Raw genomic sequence first — 20,565 nt, forward strand, 5'->3', positions numbered from 1 at the left:
GAGTAGCGTGCCCACAGACGACGGCGCCCACGAGAAGCCCACACAACGACGGTTGTGCGGGGGGTGAGGCACAGCCTCGTCTTCCCGGCTGATATCGTTCGCCCCGTCATGGCTGATGACCAAACCCCCCGTCCCGCCGGTCAACCGGACGACTATCCGTCCGGCGCCGGTCAGGGTTGGACCGCGCTCAGCTACCTCATCGGAGGCATGCTCGTGTGGGGTTTCATCGGCTGGCTGGTCGACCAGTGGCTCGACACCGGTGGCGTCGCCACCGGGATCGGCTTCGTGCTCGGCATGGCTGGGGGCGTCATCCTGGTCATCCGCCGACTCGGCACGCCTACTTAGGAAGGGACGCGGTGTTCGGACAGGCGAACGTCCTGGCAGCGGGCCAGGCGGCATTCCCACCCAGTGTGGAGGACTTCTACCTGCCCGCGATCGTGCCCTGGGGCGCGGAGAACGCTCCGTGGTTCACCAAGTTCACCTTGATGATCTGGATCGCGGTCGGCGCCTTGATCATCTTCTTCCTGGCGACCTACCGGAACCCGAAGCTGGTGCCGACCAAGAAGCAGTGGTTCGCCGAGTCGATCTACGGCTTCGTGCGCAACAACATCTCGGTCGACATGATCGGGCACCAGGGCGTGCGGTTCGCCCCGTACTTCACGACGCTGTTCTGCTTCGTGCTGGTGACGAACGCCTTCGCGATCATCCCGTTCTTCCAGATCTCGCCGAACTCGCACATCGCCTTCCCGGCGATCCTCGCGGTGATCAGCTACGTGCTGTTCAACTACATCGGCATCCGGCACCACGGCTTCGGCAAGTACTTCAAGCACGCCCTGATCCCGCCGGCACCCTGGTACATCCTGCCGCTGCTGATCCCGATCGAGGCGTTCTCGACCTTCATCATTCGGCCGTTCTCGCTGGCCGTTCGTCTCTTCGCGAACATGTTCGCCGGCCACATGCTCCTGCTGGTCTTCACGCTCGGCGGCTTCGCGATGCTCAACGCCAACGCCTGGTTGGCGCCGGTCTCGGTGGTCTCCTGGGTGATGACCGTGGCGCTGACCCTCCTCGAGGCGCTCGTCATCGTCCTGCAGGCCTACGTCTTCACGGTCCTGAGCGCCAGCTACATCCAGGGCGCTCTCGCCGAAGAGCACTGATCCACGCACCAACCGTTGTCGTCCCGCGTGAGAGTCACGCGTGATAACCAGGAGGAACCACACCAATGGACGTTAGCGTTCTCGCCGCGGTCAACGGCAGCACCGCCGCCATCGGCTACGGCCTCGCGGCCATCGGCCCGGGCATCGGCGTTGGCCTGGTCTTCGCCGCCTACATCCAGTCGACCGCCCGGCAGCCCGAGTCGTCGCGCATGACCCTGCCGTACGTCTGGATCGGCTTCGCCGTCATCGAGGCGCTCGCCCTGTTCGGCATCGCCTTCGGCTTCATCTGGGCCAAGTAGTACCCGCCCCTTCCGACCGGGAGGTCACCCATGTTGTTCCTCCTCGCCGCCGAGGGTGGTGAGTCAGACCACAACCCGATCATTCCGATCTGGCAGGAGATCGTGGTCGGCACGGTCGCCTTCGCCGTGCTCTGCTTCGTGCTGATGAAGTTCGTCTTCCCGCGTATGGAGCAGACGTTCCAGGCTCGGGTCGACGCGATCGAGGGCGGCATCAAGCGCGCCGAGGCCGCCCAGGCCGAGGCGAACCAGCTGCTTGAGCAGTACCGCGCCCAGCTCGCCGAGGCGCGGACCGACGCCGCCAAGATCCGTGACGACGCGCGGGCCGACGCCGAGGGCATCCGGCAGGACATCCTCGCCAAGGCGCGGGAAGAGTCCGACCGGGTCATTCAGGCCGGCAAGGACGCACTCGCCGCCGAGCGGGCCACCATCGTGCGCGAGCTGCGCGCGGAGGTCGGCACCATCGCGGTGGACCTGGCCAGCAAGATCGTCGGCGAGTCGCTGGCCGACGAGGCGCGGCGCAAGGGCACCGTCGACCGGTTCCTGAGCGGCCTCGAGAGCACGGGGGCCCGCTGATGCAGGCCGCCAGCCGGGAGTCGTACAAGGTCGCGGCCGAGGGCCTCGACGCGTACGTCCGCGGCGCGGAGCCGTCGGCGGTGGCCTCCACCGCCGACGCCATCCTCTCCGTGGCGACCCTGCTGCGGCGTGAGCCGCGGCTGCGTCGGGCGCTGTCCGACCCGGCTCGTTCCGGCGCGGACCGCGGCGCGCTGCTCGGCGACATGCTGGGTGGGCGGATCGGCGCGGACGCGCTCGACCTGCTCGTCACGCTGGTCTCGGGCCGCTGGTCGGCACCGTCGGAGTTGCTCGACGGCACCGAGCGCCTCGGCGTGGAGGCGCTGCTGGCCAGCGCCGACTCCGCCGGTGAGCTGGGCGAGGTGGAGGACGAGCTGTTCCGCTTCGGTCAGGTCGTGTCCGGTCAGTCGGCGCTGAGCAACGCTCTCGCCGACCCGGTCGCCCCGGTCGAGCAGCGGGCCACCCTGGCTCGCGAGCTGCTCGCCGGCAAGGCCCGGCCGGTCACCGTCAGCCTCGTCGAGGCTGCGCTCGCCGGCTTCGGCGGGCGTTCCTTCACCGGAGCGCTCACCCGGCTGGTCGAGCTGGCCGCCGACCGGCGTGACCGGCAGGTGGCGTACGTGACCGTCGCGGCCCCGTTGAGTGACGAGGACGAGCGTCGGCTGGGTGCGAGCCTCGCCGCGATATACGGTCGGGAGGTGTCCGTCAAGCAGACGGTCGACCCCGCCGTTCTCGGTGGCGTGAGCGTCCGGGTCGGTTCCGACCTGTACGACGGCACCATCCTGCGCCGCCTCAACGAGACACGCAACGCGCTCGCGAAGCGCTGAACGGCTCACCGCCAGCAATGCGGTGGTTCCGCCGCCTCACCGTTGGGGCGGCTCCGCCGCCGCAGCGCCTGGATTGACAGACGCCATTCGGACCGGTTGGTACTAGGTATCCCGGGCCCCTGAATTTTAAGGAAGCAGAGGATGGCCGAGCTGACCATCTCGACGGAGGAGATCCGCGGCGCCCTGGAGCGCTACGTCTCCTCCTACTCGTCCGACGTCTCCCGCGAGGAGGTCGGCACCGTCGCCGACACCGGCGACGGCATCGCCCACGTCGAGGGCCTGCCCTCGACCAAGACCAACGAGCTCCTGGAGTTCGAGGACGGCACGCTCGGCGTGGCGCTGAACCTCGACGTGCGGGAGATCGGCGTGGTCGTCCTCGGTGACTCCGCCAAGCTGGAGGAGGGGCAGCGGGTCAAGCGCACCGACCGCGTGCTCTCGGTTCCGGTCGGCGACGCGTTCCTCGGCCGCGTGGTCAACGCGCTCGGCCAGCCGATCGACGGCCTCGGCGACATCGCCGACGAGGGCTACCGCGAGCTGGAGCTGCAGGCTCCGAACGTGATGTCCCGGCAGTCGGTGTTCGAGCCGCTGCAGACCGGCATCAAGGCGATCGACGCGATGACCCCGATCGGTCGGGGCCAGCGGCAGCTGATCATCGGTGACCGCAAGACCGGCAAGACCACCGTCGCCCTGGACGCCATCCTCAACCAGCGCGACAACTGGCGCACCGGCGACCCGAAGAAGCAGGTCCGCTGCATCTACGTCGCCATCGGCCAGAAGGCCTCCACCATCGCCTCGATCAAGGGGCAGCTGGAGGAGGCGGGCGCGCTGGAATACACCACCATCGTCGCCTCGCCGGCGTCCGACCCGGCCGGCTTCAAGTACCTCGCCCCGTACACCGGCTCGTCCATCGGACAGCACTGGATGTACGGCGGCAAGCACGTTCTGATCGTCTTCGACGACCTGAGCAAGCAGGCCGAGGCGTACCGTGCCGTGTCGCTGCTGCTGCGTCGCCCGCCGGGCCGTGAGGCGTACCCGGGTGACGTCTTCTACCTGCACTCCCGCCTGCTGGAGCGCTGCGCGAAGCTCTCCGACGAGCTGGGCGGCGGCTCGATGACCGGTCTGCCGATCATCGAGACGAAGGCCAACGACATCTCGGCCTTCATCCCGACCAACGTCATCTCGATCACCGACGGCCAGATCTTCCTGGAGACCGACCTGTTCAACCAGGGCGTTCGTCCGGCGATCAACGTTGGCACCTCGGTCTCCCGGGTCGGCGGCGCCGCCCAGGTGAAGCCGATGCGCAAGGTCGCCGGCTCGCTGCGGCTCAACCTGGCCCAGTACCGCGAGCTGGAGGCGTTCGCCGCCTTCGCCTCCGACCTGGACAAGGCCTCGCAGAACCAGCTGAACCGGGGTTCGCGTCTGGTGGAGCTGCTCAAGCAGCCGAACTACTCGCCGTACCCGGTGCAGGAAGAGGTCGTCTCGGTCTGGTCCGGCGTCGAGGGCAAGCTCGACGACATCCCGGTCGGCGAGGTGCGGCGCTTCGAGGCGGAGTTCCTCCAGTACCTGCGGCACAAGCACGAGGGTGTCCTCGCGTCGATCGCCGACAACCAGTGGGGCGATGACATCATCAACTCCCTGGACACCGCGATCGGCGAGTTCAAGCAGGTCTTCCTCAACAAGGAGGACGAGCGCAAGGTCAACGACGCGCCGGCCGCTCCGCTCGAGGGTGACGAGAACCGCGAGACGGTGACCCGCTTCCGCGACGGCGCGACCGACCGCCCGGCCGAGAGCTGATCTGATGGCGGCCCAGGTACGCGTTCTTCGTCAACGAATCCGCTCGGCGAAGTCGATGAAGAAGATCACCAAGGCGATGGAGCTCGTGGCGACGAGCCGGATCGCCAAGGCCCAGGCGCGGGTGCAGGCGTCCCTGCCGTACGCCGAGGCCATCACCGGTGTGCTCACGGCGCTGGCGTCCAACGCGCGGATCGACCACCCGCTGCTCACCCCGCGCGAGCGGGTGCGGCGGGCGGGCGTCCTGTTGGTCACCAGCGACCGTGGCCTGGCCGGCGGTTACAGCTCCAACGCGATCAGGATGGCCGAGTCGCTGATCGCCCGCCTCAGGGCGGACGGCAAGGAGCCGGTGCTCTACGTCATCGGACGTAAGGGTGTCGGGTTCTACCGGTTCCGCGACCGGCCGATCGAGGCGAACTGGACCGGGTTCAGCGAGCAGCCGTCGTTCGAGGACGCCCGCGCCGTGGGTGAGACGCTGATCAAGGCGTTCACGGCCGGCGCGGACGACGTCGACGGTGGCGCTGGCGCGGACGGGGTGCGGGGCGTGGACGAGTTGCACATCGTCTACACCGAGTTCCACTCACTGATGACGCAGAACCCGGTTACCAAGGTCATCGGTCCGATGCAGGTCGAGGACCGGCCGCGCTCCGAGGGGCTGCTGCCGGCGTACGAGTTCGAGCCGGAGGCGGAGGCGCTGCTCGACGCGCTCCTGCCGAGGTACATCAACACGCGGATCTACGCGGCGTTGCTGGAGTCGGCGGCGAGTGAGTCGGCGGCACGGCGGCGGGCGATGAAGAGCGCCACCGACAACGCCGAAGAGATGATCGAGAAGTACACGCGTGAGATGAACTCGGCCCGTCAGGCCGGGATCACCCAGGAGATCAGCGAGATCGTCGGCGGCGCCAACGCGCTTGCCGCGTCGGGAAGTGAAGTGTGATGACTGCACCAGTAGAGACCAAGACGGCCACGGGTCGCGTGGTCCGGGTCATCGGCCCGGTCGTCGACGCCGAGTTCCCGCGCGACGGCATGCCGGCCCTGTTCAACGCCCTGAACGTCACCGTGAGCCTGTCCGGCGGTGAGAAGACGCTGACCCTGGAGGTCGCCCAGCACCTGGGTGACAACCTGGTCCGCGCGATCTCGATGCAGCCGACGGACGGTCTGGTTCGCGGCGCCGAGGTTCGTGACTCCGGTAAGCCGATCACCGTTCCGGTGGGCGACGCGGTCAAGGGCCACGTGTTCAACGCGATCGGCGAGGTGCTCAACCTCAAGGAGGGCGAGACCCTCAACCCGGACGACCACTGGGGTATCCACCGCAAGGCCCCGGCCTTCGCGGACCTGGAGCCGAAGACCGAGATGCTGGAGACCGGCATCAAGGTCATCGACCTGCTCGCCCCGTACGTCAAGGGCGGCAAGATCGGTCTGTTCGGCGGCGCGGGCGTGGGCAAGACGGTGCTCATCCAGGAGATGATCACCCGGGTTGCCCGTAACTTCGGTGGTACCTCGGTCTTCGCCGGCGTGGGTGAGCGCACCCGTGAGGGCAACGACCTGATCGCCGAGATGACCGAGTCCGGCGTCATCGACAAGACCGCGCTGGTCTACGGCCAGATGGACGAGCCGCCGGGCACGCGTCTGCGGGTCGCGCTCTCCGCGCTCACCATGGCGGAGTACTTCCGCGACGTGAAGAAGCAGGAGGTGCTGCTCTTCATCGACAACATCTTCCGCTTCACGCAGGCGGGTTCGGAGGTCTCCACCCTGCTCGGCCGGATGCCGAGTGCCGTGGGTTACCAGCCGACCCTGGCCGACGAGATGGGCGAGCTCCAGGAGCGGATCACCTCCGTCCGGGGCCAGGCCATCACCTCGATGCAGGCGATCTACGTGCCGGCGGACGACTACACCGACCCCGCCCCGGCCACCACGTTCGCCCACCTCGACGCGACCACCAACCTGGAGCGGTCGATCTCCGACAAGGGCATCTACCCGGCCGTGGACCCGCTGGCGTCCTCGTCCCGGATCCTCGCCCCGGAGTTCGTCGGCCAGGAGCACTTCCAGGTCGCCACCGAGGTGAAGCGGATCCTGCAGCGCTACAAGGACCTGCAGGACATCATCGCCATCCTCGGTATCGAGGAGCTCTCCGAGGAAGACAAGATCACCGTGGCCCGGGCCCGGCGGATCGAGCGCTTCCTCTCGCAGAACACCTACGCGGCGGAGCAGTTCACCGGCGTGCCGGGCTCGACGGTCCCGATCAAGGAGACCATCGAGGCGTTCCGCAAGATCAGCGAGGGTGAGTACGATCACTTCCCCGAGCAGGCGTTCTTCATGTGCGGCGGTCTCGAGGACCTGGAAGCCAAGGCTGAGGAGCTGATGAAGGCCTGACAGCCCTCGTCGTACCTGTACCGCAAAAGACTGCCCCGGCAATGTCGGGGCAGTCTTTTGTTCATCTTCACGCCTTACCATCGTCGCGGTCCGTTACTCGTGGTCGTCACTCACGTGGCAGCCGAGATACGGTCGGTCCGCGCGTTCGCCATCACGAGCGCGGACGAGTGCAACCTTTCGACGACGTGAGCCCGTCTCCTCTGCGTGGGCGTAGCGAACGGAGATGAGTGTGGGTAAGGCCGGCAAGAAGGGCCGCAAGTCGTCCATGTGGCGGGGCGTGCCGCGCTGGGCCAAGGTGTGCACCGTGTTCGGCCTGGTGCTGACCATGCTCAGCGGCGGTGTGCTGGTCGGCACCGAGGTGCTGATGGCCCGCTACGAGGGCGCCGTCGGCAAGGCCGACCTCTTCGGTGACCAGGCGGCGGGCGCCAAGGAGAAGAAGAGCGACATCAAGGGCCCGCTCAACCTCCTGCTGGTCGGCATCGACCCGCGTACGCCGACGGCGGCGCCGCTGGCCGACTCGATCATGGTGCTGCACGTCCCGGCGTCGATGGACCGGGCCTACCTCTTCTCGCTGCCGCGGGACCTCTACGTCGACATTCCGGCCTTCAAGAAAGCCAACTTCAACGGCGAGTCGACGAAGATCAACGCAGCCATGTCGTTCGGCAGTCAGGTGCCCGGCAAGAACCCCGACGCGGCGCGGGGGTTCGAGCTGCTGGCCACGACGGTGCAGAACGTGACCGGCATCAAGCGGTTCGACGCCGGTGCCATCATCAACTTCACCGGCTTCCAGAAGATCGTCGACGCGATGGGCGGCGTCGACATGTACGTCGAGCGGGACGTGAAGTCGGAGCACAAGCAGCCGGACGGCAAGCCCCGGCCGGGCAACCCGCACGGCTACGGCTACATCGGCCCGCAGGCGGTCTACAAGAAGGGCAACCACCACCTCAGCGGGTGGCAGGCTCTGGACTACGTCCGGCAGCGCTACGAGCGCAACGGTGTCCCGGACGCCGACTACGGCCGGCAGCGGCACCAGCAGCAGTTCGTCAAGGCGATGGTCGGGCAGGCATTCAGCGCCGACGTGGTCGCCAACCCGATCAAGCTGGACAAGGTGCTGCGCGCCGCCGGCCAGTCACTGATCTTCAACGGTCGGGGCAACAGCGTTGTCGACTTCGGGCTCGCCCTCAAGAACATCCGCCCGAACACCATCCAGATGATCAAGCTTCCCGGTGGCGGGCTCTTCGAGGGCAAGACCTACAAGGGTGAGCAGTTCCAGGCAGGCGTCCCGGACTTCTTCACCGCCCTGCACAATGAACAACTGGACCCGTTCCTGCTCGAGCACCCGGAATTCCAGAACAAGACCAAGTAGCCGTGGCGCAGCTCTCGCCACCCGCGTTGGGGGCGGCGCGGCGGCACGACTAGACTTTCGGCAATCCGCCGCCGCAGCAAGGAGACAGCGTGGCAAAGCAGCTTCACGTCGAGCTCGTCGCCGTCGAGGAGAAGGTCTGGTCCGGTGAGGCCGAGATGGTCGTCGCCCGGACCACCGAGGGCGAGCTCGGTGTCCTGCCGGGTCACGCGCCGCTGCTCGGCCAGCTCGCCGAGCCCGGTCAGGTCCGCATCAAGCTGGCCGGCGGCGAGCAGGTCTCGTACGAGGTGGCCGGCGGCTTCCTCTCGGTGAGCGCCGAGGGCGTCACCGTGCTGGCCGAGAGCGCGACCCCGGTTTCCGCGCAGAGCCGCTGAGTCACACCGGGGATGGAGATCGTCGAAGGGATCGGGGTCGGCGTCGCCGTCATCCTCGTCGCGCTTCTCGTGCTCTTCGTCCGGCGGGCCCTCGTGACCCGCAGCGGTGGCATCATCCGGCTCAGCGTCCGGGTCACCACCGTGCTCGACGGGCGTGGCTGGTCGCCCGGCTTCGGCCGGTTCGCCGCTGACGAGCTGCGCTGGTATCGAATGTTCAGCTTCGCGATCCGCCCCAAGCGGGTTCTCTCCCGCAAGGATCTCGCGGTCGAGCGCCGACGGTTGCCCGAAGGGCAGGAACGGCTCTCCATGCCGGCCGACTGGGTGATCCTCCGCTGTACGAGTCACCACGCACCGGTGGAGATCGCCATGGCGCGATCGACCGTGACCGGTTTCCTCTCCTGGCTCGAGGCCGCCCCTCCGGGGGCGGTCTCGCCGCGTCTGGCCTCCCAGGACTGGCCGGCTGCCTGAGCCGTGCCGGCTGTCGGTGTCCCGCTCGAATGGATCCCGGAACGAAAAATTGGGCCACGGCAAGCCGTGGCCCAATTTGTTGCTGCGTGACTAGCAGCTCGAGGTCCGCCAGCGGTGCGATCGCAGGTTCTCGTAGATGTCGTTCATGAACTGGTCGTTCTGTCCGAGGCATCCGTACGTGCCGGTGTAGTTCGCGCCGGAGTAGAAGTACACGGACCGGTAGCTCGTGCTCCGGCCCCGGTTCTCGGCCGAGCGGACCACCTGGTTGTCCGCCCAGGAACACACGACGGGCGCGTTGAACCAGTCATTGTCTGCGTTGCTCCAGCTACACATCGAGCCGGTGGCGTTGCTGCCGCTCCAGACGCAGAAGTCCCCGACCGGGCACGTGGCGGCTGCCTGTGCCGGCAGGGCCATTCCGAAGACGAGTAGCGACATCATTCCGAGCGTGGCGACGAGCCTGCGTGCGATCCTCACAAATCTCCCCGTTCATCGGCAGTTCGCGGCAGCCGATCGATGCCGCCCCCAGACCCTATACATAGGACAGTTGGACGTCGATAAATATCGAGTGACGGCGAAGCGAACCGGGCGTGATTCCACGCCTGGCCGGGTCAGGTGGGAGTGAGAGAACCGCCCCGACGTCGGCAAGTCGGCCGGCGTGCCGACGACGGTGGCGGGCCGGGTCGGAGGGGGCTGGTTGGGAATTCGCCGGGACCACGCGTGGTAGCCGCGAGATCGGGAACCCCACACCCGTACGACGCAGACGGTCAGCGGTTGCCGCCCGGCACCCATAGCACATCGCCCGCCGGATTTGCCGTTCTTGACAGGATAAAGAGCAGATCGGAGAGCCGGTTGAGATACTTTGCCGGGAGCGGGCTGGTCCGGTCCGGATCGTGGCTGACCAGCGCCCACGCTGCCCGCTCGGCGCGCCGGGCGATGGTCCGCGCCACGTGCAGCAGCGCCGCGCCGGCGGTGCCGCCGGGGAGGATGAAGGAGTCGAGCTTGCTCAGGCGCGCGTTGTACTCGTCGCACCAGCCCTCCAGGCGCTCGACGTACTCCTCGGTTACCCGCAGCGGCGGGTACTTCGGCTCCGGCTCGACGGGCGTGGACAGGTCGGCGCCGACATCGAACAGGTCGTTCTGTACCGACGCCAGGACGGCCCGCAGCTCCTCGTCGAGCTGGCCCAGGGCGAGTGCGACCCCGATCGCCGCGTTGCACTCGTCGACATCCGCGTACGCGGCGATCCGTGGATCGGTCTTCGGGACCTGCTCGTTGTTGCTCAGCCTGGTCATGCCGGCGTCGCCGGCCTTGGTGTAGATGCGCGTGAGGTGGACGGCCATGACGCACAGCCTACGGATACCGGAACTGACGATCCCCGCTCGGCCGGACACGACAGCCGGCTGGCCAGCGGTGGTGGGTCCGGGCGACGCCGGTGACACGGCGGTCAACGACGTCGACGTCATCCGGGTCTGCGGTGCGGCCCGGCTGGCGGGCACCGTGCACGTCGTCGGCGCCAAGAACTCGGCACTGAAGTTGATGGCCGCCGCGCTGCTCGCTCCCGGCCGCAGCGTGATCACCAACGTTCCGCGGATCACCGATATCGCGATCATGGGGGAGGTCCTGCGGCGGCTGGGCTGTGACGTCCGGTTCGACACGGACCACCCCGTCGATCCGATGGTGGCGCGGGGCGGCGTCGCCCGGTCCCGCTCGGTCACCATCGACGTACCCGAGCAGCCGGGCGCGGAGGCCGACTACGACCTGGTCCGGCGGCTGCGCGCGTCGATCTGCGTGCTCGGCCCCCTGCTGGCCCGTCGTGGCTACGTGCGGGTGGCCCACCCGGGCGGCGACGCGATCGGCTCACGTGGCCTGGACATGCACATCTCCGGGCTGACCCGGATGGGCGCGGAGATCTCCGGTGAGCACGGGTTCGTCATCGCCGAGGCCCCGCACGGGCTGCGCGGCGCCGACATCGTGCTGGACTTCCCGAGCGTGGGGGCGACCGAGAACCTGGTCATGGCAGCGGTGCTGGCCCAGGGCGCGACGACGATCGACAACGCGGCCCGGGAGCCGGAGATCGTCGACATCTGCACGATGCTCAACCAGATGGGCGCGCGGATCTCCGGCGCCGGCACGTCCACCCTGCGGATCACCGGCGTGCCCGGCCTGCAGCCGGTGCGGCACGCCACCGTGGGGGACCGGATCGTCGCCGGCACCTGGGCGTTCGGCGCCGCGATGACGCGTGGCGACGTGACGGTCACCGGCCTGGACCCGGCCTACCTGGAGGTCGCGCTGGACAAGGTCGTCGCGGCCGGCGGCCTGGTCGAGACGCGGGGCGACGGCTTCCGGGTACGCATGGACGACCGGCCCCGCGCGGTGGACGTGGTGACCCTGCCGTACCCCGGCTTCGCCACCGATCTGCTGCCGATGGCGATCGGGCTGGCCTCGGTCAGCGACGGCGCATCCCTGATCACGGAGAACATCTTCGACGGCCGGTTCATGTTCGCCAACGAGATGATGCGGCTCGGCGCGGACATCAAGACCGACGGGCACCACGCCGTGGTCCGGGGTCGGGAGCGGCTGTCCGGGGCGCCGGTACGCGCCACCGACATCCGCGCCGGCGCCGGGCTGATCATCGCCGGACTCTGCGCGGACGGACCCACCGAGGTCTCGCACGTGCACCACGTCGACCGGGGTTACCCGGACTTCGTGGCCGACCTGCGTGCGCTCGGCGTGGCGGTGGAGCGGGGCACCGCGCCCGAGGAGCCGTCGCTGGAGATCTGAGACCCCGCTGCGCCTCTCGCGGTCTCAGGTGGCCTGCAGCGAGGCGCGCACGTGCCGTCGGGCGTCGTGGATGCGTGACTTCAGGGTGCCGACCGGGATGGAGAGGTGGTCGGCGATCTGGTCGTAGGTCAACTGGCACAGGTCGCGCAGTACGAGCGGGGCGACCAGTTCGGGTCGGTGCGCCTCCAGCCGTTCCAGCGCGTCGAGCAGGTCGAGCCGGGAACCGGCGATCACGCTCGTGGTGCGGGGGTCAGCGGTGTCGAGCGGGAGCTGGGGCGTGGACTGCTCCTCGGCCCGACGCTTGAGGCTCCGATACGTCTGCCGGGCGCAGTTGGCGGTGACGATGTGCAGCCAGGTGGAGAACTTCGACCGGCCGGCGAAGCTGTCAATCTTGCGGGCGACCTGTAGAAGGGCGTCCTGGCACGCCTCCTCGGCGTCCTGCCGGCAGGGCAGGAGGCGTAGGCACTGCCGCATGACCTGCGGGCCGATCCTGATCAGCAACGCGTCGAGTGCGGCAGCGTCCCCTTTGGCGGCACGATCGGCCAGCTCCTCGATATCAAGATCGTCTGGCATGCTCAGGCCCCGTTCCTCAGCGTTTAGTCGGCCATAATACGGGCGTGTCAGTACCCGGCAGGATCGGCCGATACCGCGTTGTAGGGCGTATCGGATCCGGAGCGTTCGCCACCGTGTGGCTCGGCGCCGACGATGCTCTGGACGCCTCCGTCGCGATCAAGGTGCTGGCCGACAACTGGTCGTACCACTCCGATCTGCGGGAGCGGTTCGAGCAGGAGGCGCGGATCATGCGCCGGACGGACTCGAGCCTGCTCGTGCGTGTGCTCGACGTCGGTGAGCTGCCGGACGGACGCCCGTACCTGGTGATGCCGTACGCGGCCGGTGGCACCCTCGCGGATCGACTCGCTGCGGGACCGATGTCCGTCCGGGAGGCGCTGCTCGTCGCCTCCGACATCACCCGCGCCGTCATGGTGCTGCACGAGGCCGGCGTGCTGCACCGGGATCTCAAGCCGTCCAACGTGTTGTTTCAACCGGCGGCGGGTCGGGATCGGGTGCTCGTCGCCGACCTTGGCCTGGCCAAGGCGCTCGCCAACGCGTCCGGCTTCACGATCGCGGCCGGCACACCCGGCTACATGCCGCCCGAGCAGGCCACCGCCGGTGGCGGTCTGGACATCCGCGCGGACGTGTACGCGATCGGCGCGACGACCTACCACATGGTGACCGGCCGCCCGCCCGACCCGGCATGGTCCGCTGGCAGCCGATCGGGCCGGGCCGGACGTTCTCTCCCCCGTCCGTCCCAGCTTCGGCCCGGAGTCCCCTCCGAAGTGGACGACCTGGTGCGGCGTGCGCTGCATCCCGACCCGCGGCAACGCTGGGCGTCCGCCGCGGTGATGCTCGAGGAACTCCAGCGGGTCATCGCGTCGACGGAGCGGGAGGCCGGCCGTGGTCGGTTCGTGCGGCAGTTGGGGAGGGTCGTCGGCGTCGGGGTCGCCCTGGGCGCCCTGCTGGCGACGACCGGTTCCAGCTCCACCTTGTCGGAACGGTCCGGGTGGGTTCGCGTACACGATGTCTCCGGCGCCCTTTCGGTCGCGGTGCCGGCGAACTGGGCCGGCCAGGTGAAGGACGCCGGCTGGGACCCTTCGGTGCTGCGCCTCGCGGCCGGCCAGGCGCCGGGTCTCGTGGTGGCCCCGGATCTCGCCGTCTGGCCGGATCCGGCGAGTGGGATGCCCGGTGTGTTCGTCGGGGTGAGCAGGGCCCTGCTCGGCGGCGACCTGGCGCCGGCGTTACCCAGCCACGCCTCCTGTGTCCAGCAGCCCGACCGGACCTTGGACGTGGGCGGCGACCGGGCGCTGGTACGGCGGTGGACCTCGTGTGCCGCCTCCGTCTCGTTCAGCGAGGTCGTGATCGCCGTGCCGCAGCGTCGCTACGGCGTCTACCTGCAGATCAAGCAGGTCGGCGACGCGGACCTGACCGACGAGATCCTGGCCGGCCTGCGGTTGTCCAGCGCGCTGGCGCCGCAGGCCGGCCGTTTCGGGTCCGTCTACTCGTAGCAGTCCTGGTTCGCGTACTGGAGGGTCAACTGGACGACCTTGCCCTTGATCGTCTCGATGCGGTAGACGGCCTTGCTGTTGCCGGGGGTCTTCGCGAAGCCACGACCGTTCGTCGCGTCTCCGTCGGCCGCCGTCCAGGCCGGGTAGATCCGCAGCATCTCGGCGCTCGACATGCCGATGCGTGCTCCCTCGGGCGTCTTGATCCCCTCGTACGCGTCGATGGTCGCGATACCCAGCGTCGACGAGAGAAGGACGGCCCCCTCCTCGCTGCGGGCGGCGCGCAGGTACGACGGCGTGCAGCCGCCCGTGTTGCTGGCGAACGCCCGCAGCAGTCCCGTCCCGGTGGCCTGCTGGCGGGTCATGCCGAGCTTGAGTGAACCGATGCCGTTCGGACCCAGGACGAGCGACGTGGGGCGGGTCGCGGTGCTGGACGGCCGGGCGGACGGCGTCGAGGAGGGAGAGGTCGAGGAGGGAGAGATAGGCGGCGGGATGGGGCTGCCGGTGGTGACCGCGCTGGTCGTCGGTTCGGGCGAGCCGGCCGGCGCGGCGTTGCCGTCCTGGTGTGCGGGCGACGAGCACGCCGCGACGAGCAGGAGGCAGGTGAGGGTTCCGACCATGGACGTTGCGCGCATCATGAGCTCCAGGCTGTTGCCACTTGTTGGTTGTCGTAGGGTTCGATGCACCCACTCGGGAGTTTGTTCGCTCCGGCGAGTCGCGAATTCGTCACCTGCCCTTAGTCATCGTTCAGGCTCGCCGACTAGGGTGCAGGCAGGCACTCAATCGCAGTGAGGGAGAAGCAGATGGCGGGTCGACTCGCGGTCGTCGGGGCCGGGCTGATGGGCTCCGGCATCGCCCAGGTGGCGGCGCAGGCGGGCTGGCAGGTGACGCTGCGCGACCTGGACGACGCGGCCACCACCCGGGGGCTCGGCGGCATCCGGAAGTCGCTGGAGAAGTTCGCCGAGAAGGGCAAGATCGAGGCGTCCGACGTCGAGGCGACCCTCGCGCGGATCACCCCGACCACCGACCTGGAGGCGGCGGCGGACGCGGACATCGTGGTCGAGGCGGTCTTCGAGCGGCTGGAGATCAAGCACGAGGTGTTCCGGGCGCTGGACAAGATCTGCAAGTCCGACGCGGTGCTCGCCACCAACACGTCGGCCATTCCGGTCACCCAGATCGCGGCGGTCACCGAGCGGCCGGAGGCCGTCGTCGGCACCCACTTCTTCTCCCCGGTGCCGATGATGCAGCTCTGCGAGCTGGTGCGCGGCTACAAGACCAGCGACGCCACGCTCGACACGGCGCGCGCCTTCGCCGAGGAGATCGGCAAGACCGTCGTCGTGGTCAACCGCGACATCGCCGGCTTCGTCACCACGCGGCTGATCTCCGCCCTGGTCATGGAGGCGGTCAAGCTGGTCGAGTCGGGCGTGGTGTCCGCCGAGGACCTGGACACCGCCTGCCGGCTCGGCTTCGGGCACGCCATGGGTCCGCTGGCCACCACCGACCTGACCGGCGTGGACGTGCTGCTGCACGCCTCGAAGAACATCTACACCGACACGGCCGACGAGAAGTTCTTCCCGCCGGAGCTGCTCCAGCGCATGGTCACCGCCGGTGACCTGGGCCGCAAGACCGGCAAGGGCTTCTACACGTACTGAGCGGGTGACGACCGGGGCGGGGCTGCCCGCCCCGGTCGGCCCGCTCAGCCGTCGCGCTTGGTGGTCCAGCGGAAGGTGGTCAGGCAGAGCACGAGCCCGATCACACACCACAGGGCCAGTACCAGGGCGACCCGCCCCAGCTCGAACGAGCCGCCCGGCTCCTGCGCCCCGAAGCTCTCCGGCAGGAACACCGACCGCAGGCCCTGGCACATCCACTTGAGCGGGAAGAACGCGGCGACCTGCTGCATCCAGGTGGGCAGGTCGGTGAAGACGAAGAACACCCCGGAGATGAACTGGAGCACCAGCGCGACCGGAGTCACCACCGCCGAACCGCTGCGGGCGGTGCGGGCCAGCGACGAGATGGCGATGCCGCACAGGGTGCAGGCGGTCACCCCGAGCACGGAGACCCAGCCGAAGGTGAACCACTTCCCGGCGGTGCCCGGCAGGTTCAGGTCGAACAGCGCCACCGCGACGGCCAGCAGCAGCGCGGTCTCGGCGATCCCGATCGCCACCACCATGATCACCTTGCCGGCGAACCAGACCCACTTCGGCATCGGCGTGCCCCGGTAGCGCTTGAGCACCCCCCGGTCCCGCTCGATCGGGATCCAGATGCCCAGGTTCTGGAAGCTCACCGTCATCAGGCCGGTGGCGATCATGCCGGTGATGAAGTACTGGGTGAACCGGACCCCGCCGCCGATCGTCCCGTGGAAGATCGACGCGAAGATCAGGATCATGATGATGGGGAAGCCCATCGTGAAGACCACGGACTCCCGGCTGCGCAGGAACTGGGTGATCTCCAGTCGGCCCTGGCGCAGGGCGAGCGTGCCGACGCCCGGCCGTCGGCCCGGGGTCGCGGCGACCGGCGTCGCCGGCTTCGTCGTGGTCGTCATCGCGAATGTCCGATCATCGTGAGGTAGACGTCCTCCAGGGTCGGCCGGGTCACCGTGAGCCCGGGGACCTCGCCGCCGTAGCGCGCGGCCAGGTCGGCCACGAGGGCCGTCGGCGTCGCGCTCTGCGCTCTCTCCCACGTCCCTTCCGGGGTACGCCAGGAGACCGTCGCGAGCGCATCCTGGCGGTTGCCCAGCCGGTTGGGCGCGGCTACCTCGACCAGCCGGCCGCCGGCGATCACGCCGACCCGGTCGGCGAGCGCCTCCGCCTCGTCCAGGTAGTGCGTGGTGAGCACGATCGTGGTGCCGGCTGCGGCGAGGTCGCGGATCAGCTCCCAGAACTCGCGGCGGGCCTCCGGGTCGAAGCCGGTGGTCGGCTCGTCGAGGAAGAGCAGCTCGGGGCGGCCGATGATGCCCAGCGCCACGTCGAGGCGGCGCTTCTGCCCGCCGGAGAGGGTGTGCGTACGAGCCTTCGCCTTCGCCGCCAGCCCGACCCGTTCGATCACCTTGGCGGGGTCGTCCGCGTCCGGATAGAACCCGGAGAAGTGCCGGACCACCTCGGCCACGGTCAGCTCGTCGAACTCGCCGGTGCCCTGGAGCACGATGCCGACCCGGGAGCGCCAGTCGGCGTCCGGTCGGGCCGGGTCAACGCCGAGCACGGACACCTCACCGGCGTCCCGGTGCCGGTAGCCCTCCAGGATCTCCACGGTCGTGGTCTTGCCCGCGCCGTTCGGGCCGAGCAACGCGAACACCTCGCCCCGGTGGACGTCGAGGTCCACGCCCGCCACCGCCACGTTGTCGCCGTACGCCTTGCGCAGCCCTCGGACGGAGATGGCCAGCTCGTCATCCATGCGTCCAGTGTGCGTCCTGGTGGCCACCGGTCGACGCCCGGGGTGTGGCGGTGCCGGCCACGGCGGGCGCTTCGCACCCGGCCGTCCTCGACATGGACCTGTGTGGTTTTCCACAACGTCTTCTACTGAACGGTAACTTAGACTCCGGCCATGGATGAGACGCCGACCCGGCTGCCCGAGCGGGACCGCCCGTGGGTCATGCGCACGTACGCCGGCCACTCGTCGGCCGCCGCGACCAACGCGCTCTTCCGCCGCAACCTCGCCAAGGGGCAGACCGGCCTGTCGGTCGCCTTCGACCTGCCCACCCAGACCGGCTACGACCCCGACCACGAGCTGGCCGCCGGTGAGGTGGGCCGGGTCGGCGTGCCGGTGGCCCACCTCGGCGACATGCGGGCGCTCTTCGACGGCATCCCGCTCGCCGGGACGAACACCTCGATGACCATCAACGCGCCGGCGATGTGGCTGCTCGCCCTCTACGCGGCCGTGGCCACCGAGCAGGGGTCGAGCGCCGACCTGCTCGCCGGCACCACCCAGAACGACATCATCAAGGAGTACCTGTCCCGGGGGACGTACATCTTCCCGCCGGCGGCCTCGCTGCGGCTGACGGCGGACGTCATCGCGCACACCCTGACGACGATGCCGAGGTGGAACCCGGTCAACGTCTGCTCGTACCACCTTCAGGAAGCTGGCGCGACACCCGTGCAGGAGGTCGGCTTCGCGCTGGCCACCGCCGTCGCCGTCCTCGACGCGGTCCGCGACTCCGGTCAGGTGCCCGCCGAGCGGATGGGTGACGTGGTGCAGCGGGTCTCGTTCTTCGTCAACGCCGGGGTGCGTTTCGTCGAGGAGATCGCCAAGATGCGCGCGTTCGGCGTGCTGTGGGACGGGATCACCCGGGAGCGGTACGGCGTCACCGAGGCCCGGCAGCGGCGGTTCCGCTACGGCGTACAGGTCAACTCGCTCGGCCTCACCGAGGCACAGCCGGAGAACAACATCCAGCGCATCGTGCTGGAGATGCTCGGCGTGACGATGTCCCGCGACGCCCGAGCCCGTGCCGTGCAACTGCCGGCCTGGAACGAGGCGCTCGGCCTGCCCCGGCCCTGGGACCAGCAGTGGTCGCTCCGGATGCAGCAGGTTCTGGCGTACGAGTCGGACCTGCTCGAATACCCCGACCTCTTCGCCGGTTCGCACGTGATGACCGCACTCGTCGACGAGATCGTCAGCGGGGCGCGCGTGGAGCTGGACGCCGTGTTGGAGATGGGCGGTGTGGTGGCCGCCGTGGAGACGGGCTATCTCAAGAGCGCGCTGGTCGCCTCGCTGGCCGAGCGCCGTCGCCGGATGGAGTCCGGACTCGACGTGGTGGTCGGCGTCAACCGCTTCGCCGAGACCGAACCATCCCCGTTGACGGCGGCGGGCGCCGAGGCCGTCGAACAGGTCGATCCCATGGTCGAGGCGGTCGCCGTCGCCTCCGTACGCGAGTGGCGTGCCGGGCGGGACGGCGCGGCGGTCGACGCGGCACTGGCCCGGCTCCGCGCGGACGCCGCGACCACCGCCAACCTGATGCCGGCGACCCTGGAGTGTGTACGGGTCGGGGTGACCACCGGGGAGTGGGCCGGCGCGCTGCGCGACGTCTTCGGTGAGTACCGGGCGCCGACCGGCCTGTCCGGCGCCACCGGCAGCGGCGGCGACGCGGGTCTCGCGGCGGTCCGCGAGCGGGTGGCCGCCACCGCCCGCGAGCTGGGCAGCGGACGGCTGCGGTTGCTGGTCGGCAAGCCCGGCCTGGACGGGCACTCAAACGGCGCCGAGCAGATCGCGGTACGCGCCCGCGACGCCGGCTTCGAGGTCGTCTACCAGGGCATCCGGCTGACCGCCGGCCAGATCGTCGCCGCCGCCGTCGAGGAGGACGTCGACCTGGTCGGGCTGTCCGTGCTGTCCGGCTCACACCTGGCGGCCGTGCCCGCGGTGCTCGACGGGCTGCGGGCCGCCGGCCGGGCGGACCTGCCCGTGGTGGTGGGCGGCATCATCCCCGTCGGTGACGCCGACACCCTGCTCGCCGCCGGGGTGGCCCGGGTCTTCACCCCGAAGGACTTCGCCCTCACCGGGATCATCGACGACCTGGTGACGGTCATCCGGCGGGCCAACGACCTGCCCTGACCCGGTCCCGTCGGAGTCAGCGACCGGCGTACGTCATGCAGTCGGCCAGGTCGTTGTCCGGCCCCACCTTGATCGACGAGGCGTGGCACTCCAACTGCTCGTTGTGCCGGCAGTCGGAACGCTGGCAGGCGCCCACCTGCGCGGTGAGGCCGTCCACCCCGCCCCGCACGGGCGACTCGACGAAGGTGTGGCAGTGCGCGTGGTCCATGCTGCCGATGGTGATGGCGAAGGCGTGGCAGTCACCGCCCTGGTTGTACGCGCATGCCGCGACGACGCATTCCTGGACTCGGGGCATCTCCATTGCAGTGGTCATGCCAACCTCCTCTAGGCTCCTGCCCCGATATTAGGCATTTGCCGGCCTGCGCTCACCCCGATACGCCCGTCTGGCCACCCCGGCGCGTGATCGGCGATGCGGGTGTGATCGGCGATGCCAGGCGTGATCGGCGATGCCCGGCGTGATCGGCGATGCGGCCGTGATCGGCGAGGTCGGCGTGATCGGCGATGCCGGCATGATCGACACGAGATCACCGATACCGCGGTGTCAACCGGCCCCGGATACCCCGACTTCGGCGATGTCGAGTCGATCATCGCTCGGATGCGCCCCCGCCGGTCCCCGCCGGCCCCGCCGCCCCCACTGGCCGCGGCGATCGCTGGCCGCGCCGATCGCGCTGGCCCCTGCGCCCCGCCGGCCCCGCCGATCGCGCTGCCGGCCGGGGTTATGTCCCGTTTTGGACTCTGCGCGAGGTGGCCTCGTGCGCAAGACCCGGATCATCGCCCCCCGGGAATGACCCCGGGCCGCAGGTCGTTGGACCCGGACTCGGCGCGACGGGCCCCGCCGGTTCGCGGGCCTGCCGGTCTGCGGGAATGGCCGCGGGCCGCAGGTCGTTACACCCGGTCCCGGCACGACGAGCCCTCGCGGATCGTCGGCCCCCGGGAATGGCCCCGCCCCCCGGGTCGTTACACCCGGACC

General features: G+C 69.5%; 22 protein-coding genes. 15 read left to right on the forward strand and 7 right to left on the reverse strand.

What is annotated here, in order from left to right; all coding sequences use genetic code 11:
* The first annotated feature begins 108 nt into the window (after positions 1-108).
* The 11 genes from AB0I89_RS30880 to AB0I89_RS30930 all read left to right on the forward strand — a co-directional run bounded on the left by AB0I89_RS30880 (position 109) and on the right by AB0I89_RS30930 (position 9,216).
* A complete protein-coding gene (locus AB0I89_RS30880) occupies positions 109-345 on the forward strand; it encodes a hypothetical protein (RefSeq protein WP_355052858.1) in 237 nt (78 codons plus the stop codon).
* 11 nt (positions 346-356) lie between these two features.
* Positions 357-1,154, forward strand: coding sequence for a F0F1 ATP synthase subunit A (atpB, locus tag AB0I89_RS30885; RefSeq protein ID WP_357133971.1), 798 nt, complete (start codon positions 357-359; stop codon positions 1,152-1,154).
* Positions 1,155-1,219: 65 nt separating this feature from the next.
* On the forward strand, positions 1,220-1,453 hold the full coding sequence (locus AB0I89_RS30890) for an ATP synthase F0 subunit C (protein WP_357133974.1): 234 nt from the start codon (positions 1,220-1,222) through the stop codon (positions 1,451-1,453).
* 33 nt (positions 1,454-1,486) lie between these two features.
* Entirely contained in the window at positions 1,487-2,026 is a 540-nt protein-coding gene (locus AB0I89_RS30895; RefSeq protein WP_112584053.1) for a F0F1 ATP synthase subunit B, read from the forward strand.
* The gene (locus tag AB0I89_RS30900) at positions 2,026-2,847 is read left to right on the forward strand and encodes a F0F1 ATP synthase subunit delta (protein WP_357133977.1); all 822 of its coding nucleotides are present in this window, start codon (positions 2,026-2,028) and stop codon (positions 2,845-2,847) included. The genes AB0I89_RS30895 and AB0I89_RS30900 overlap by 1 nt, the downstream gene beginning before the upstream one ends.
* 141 nt (positions 2,848-2,988) lie before the next feature.
* Entirely contained in the window at positions 2,989-4,641 is a 1,653-nt protein-coding gene (gene atpA, locus AB0I89_RS30905; RefSeq protein ID WP_357133980.1) for a F0F1 ATP synthase subunit alpha, read from the forward strand.
* A 4-nt stretch (positions 4,642-4,645) separates the two neighbouring features.
* On the forward strand, positions 4,646-5,575 hold the full coding sequence (locus tag AB0I89_RS30910; protein ID WP_357133983.1) for a F0F1 ATP synthase subunit gamma: 930 nt from the start codon (positions 4,646-4,648) through the stop codon (positions 5,573-5,575).
* Positions 5,575-7,011: a F0F1 ATP synthase subunit beta gene (atpD, locus tag AB0I89_RS30915; protein ID WP_357133986.1), complete on the forward strand. Its 1,437-nt coding sequence runs from the start codon at positions 5,575-5,577 to the stop codon at positions 7,009-7,011. Before AB0I89_RS30910 ends, atpD begins: the two co-directional genes overlap by 1 nt.
* Before the next feature lie 223 nt (positions 7,012-7,234).
* Positions 7,235-8,377: an LCP family protein gene (locus AB0I89_RS30920; RefSeq protein WP_357133989.1), complete on the forward strand. Its 1,143-nt coding sequence runs from the start codon at positions 7,235-7,237 to the stop codon at positions 8,375-8,377.
* 89 nt (positions 8,378-8,466) lie between these two features.
* A complete protein-coding gene (locus tag AB0I89_RS30925) occupies positions 8,467-8,748 on the forward strand; it encodes a F0F1 ATP synthase subunit epsilon (protein WP_355052864.1) in 282 nt (93 codons plus the stop codon).
* Between the two features lie 12 nt (positions 8,749-8,760).
* A complete protein-coding gene (locus tag AB0I89_RS30930) occupies positions 8,761-9,216 on the forward strand; it encodes a DUF2550 domain-containing protein (RefSeq protein ID WP_357133993.1) in 456 nt (151 codons plus the stop codon).
* 90 nt (positions 9,217-9,306) lie between these two features.
* On the opposite strand, the gene AB0I89_RS30935 is transcribed toward AB0I89_RS30930, so the two are convergent.
* Complete coding sequence (locus AB0I89_RS30935) at positions 9,307-9,651, reverse strand: peptidase inhibitor family I36 protein (RefSeq protein ID WP_357133996.1); 345 nt, start codon at positions 9,649-9,651, stop codon at positions 9,307-9,309.
* Between the two features lie 329 nt (positions 9,652-9,980).
* A complete protein-coding gene (locus AB0I89_RS30940; protein WP_357133999.1) occupies positions 9,981-10,553 on the reverse strand; it encodes a cob(I)yrinic acid a,c-diamide adenosyltransferase in 573 nt (190 codons plus the stop codon).
* Here AB0I89_RS30940 and murA point away from each other — a divergent pair.
* Entirely contained in the window at positions 10,552-11,994 is a 1,443-nt protein-coding gene (gene murA / locus AB0I89_RS30945; RefSeq protein WP_357134005.1) for a UDP-N-acetylglucosamine 1-carboxyvinyltransferase, read from the forward strand. The genes AB0I89_RS30940 and murA overlap by 2 nt on opposite strands.
* 24 nt (positions 11,995-12,018) lie before the next feature.
* On the opposite strand, the gene AB0I89_RS30950 is transcribed toward murA, so the two are convergent.
* Positions 12,019-12,567, reverse strand: coding sequence for an RNA polymerase sigma factor (locus AB0I89_RS30950; RefSeq protein ID WP_357134008.1), 549 nt, complete (start codon positions 12,565-12,567; stop codon positions 12,019-12,021).
* A gap of 44 nt (positions 12,568-12,611) precedes the next feature.
* On the opposite strand from AB0I89_RS30950, the gene AB0I89_RS30955 reads away from it, so the two are divergent.
* Positions 12,612-14,057, forward strand: coding sequence for a serine/threonine-protein kinase (locus AB0I89_RS30955; protein WP_357134011.1), 1,446 nt, complete (start codon positions 12,612-12,614; stop codon positions 14,055-14,057).
* On the opposite strand, the gene AB0I89_RS30960 is transcribed toward AB0I89_RS30955, so the two are convergent.
* Positions 14,048-14,692 carry a hypothetical protein gene (locus tag AB0I89_RS30960; protein WP_357134014.1) on the reverse strand — a complete coding sequence of 215 codons (645 nt, stop codon included), beginning with the start codon at positions 14,690-14,692 and terminating at the stop codon, positions 14,048-14,050. The two genes, AB0I89_RS30955 and AB0I89_RS30960, sit on opposite strands and share 10 nt — an antisense overlap.
* 165 nt (positions 14,693-14,857) lie before the next feature.
* On the opposite strand from AB0I89_RS30960, the gene AB0I89_RS30965 reads away from it, so the two are divergent.
* Positions 14,858-15,706 (forward strand): 3-hydroxyacyl-CoA dehydrogenase family protein, encoded by an 849-nt coding sequence (locus AB0I89_RS30965; protein WP_357134017.1) that lies wholly within the window; start codon positions 14,858-14,860, stop codon positions 15,704-15,706.
* A 44-nt stretch (positions 15,707-15,750) separates the two neighbouring features.
* Here the strand turns inward: AB0I89_RS30965 and AB0I89_RS30970 are convergent, their stop codons facing one another.
* A complete protein-coding gene (locus tag AB0I89_RS30970; RefSeq protein ID WP_357134019.1) occupies positions 15,751-16,596 on the reverse strand; it encodes an ABC transporter permease in 846 nt (281 codons plus the stop codon).
* On the reverse strand, positions 16,593-17,444 hold the full coding sequence (locus tag AB0I89_RS30975) for an ABC transporter ATP-binding protein (RefSeq protein WP_357134022.1): 852 nt from the start codon (positions 17,442-17,444) through the stop codon (positions 16,593-16,595). The genes AB0I89_RS30970 and AB0I89_RS30975 overlap by 4 nt, the downstream gene beginning before the upstream one ends.
* Positions 17,445-17,594: 150 nt before the next feature.
* On the opposite strand from AB0I89_RS30975, the gene AB0I89_RS30980 reads away from it, so the two are divergent.
* Positions 17,595-19,595 (forward strand): protein meaA, encoded by a 2,001-nt coding sequence (locus tag AB0I89_RS30980; RefSeq protein WP_357134025.1) that lies wholly within the window; start codon positions 17,595-17,597, stop codon positions 19,593-19,595.
* A 16-nt stretch (positions 19,596-19,611) separates the two neighbouring features.
* Here the strand turns inward: AB0I89_RS30980 and AB0I89_RS30985 are convergent, their stop codons facing one another.
* Positions 19,612-19,908, reverse strand: coding sequence for a DUF1540 domain-containing protein (locus AB0I89_RS30985; protein WP_355052875.1), 297 nt, complete (start codon positions 19,906-19,908; stop codon positions 19,612-19,614).
* Positions 19,909-20,565: the final 657 nt, after the last annotated feature.

Source organism: Micromonospora sp. NPDC049801, assembly GCF_040656575.1.
GTDB lineage: Bacteria > Actinomycetota > Actinomycetes > Mycobacteriales > Micromonosporaceae > Micromonospora.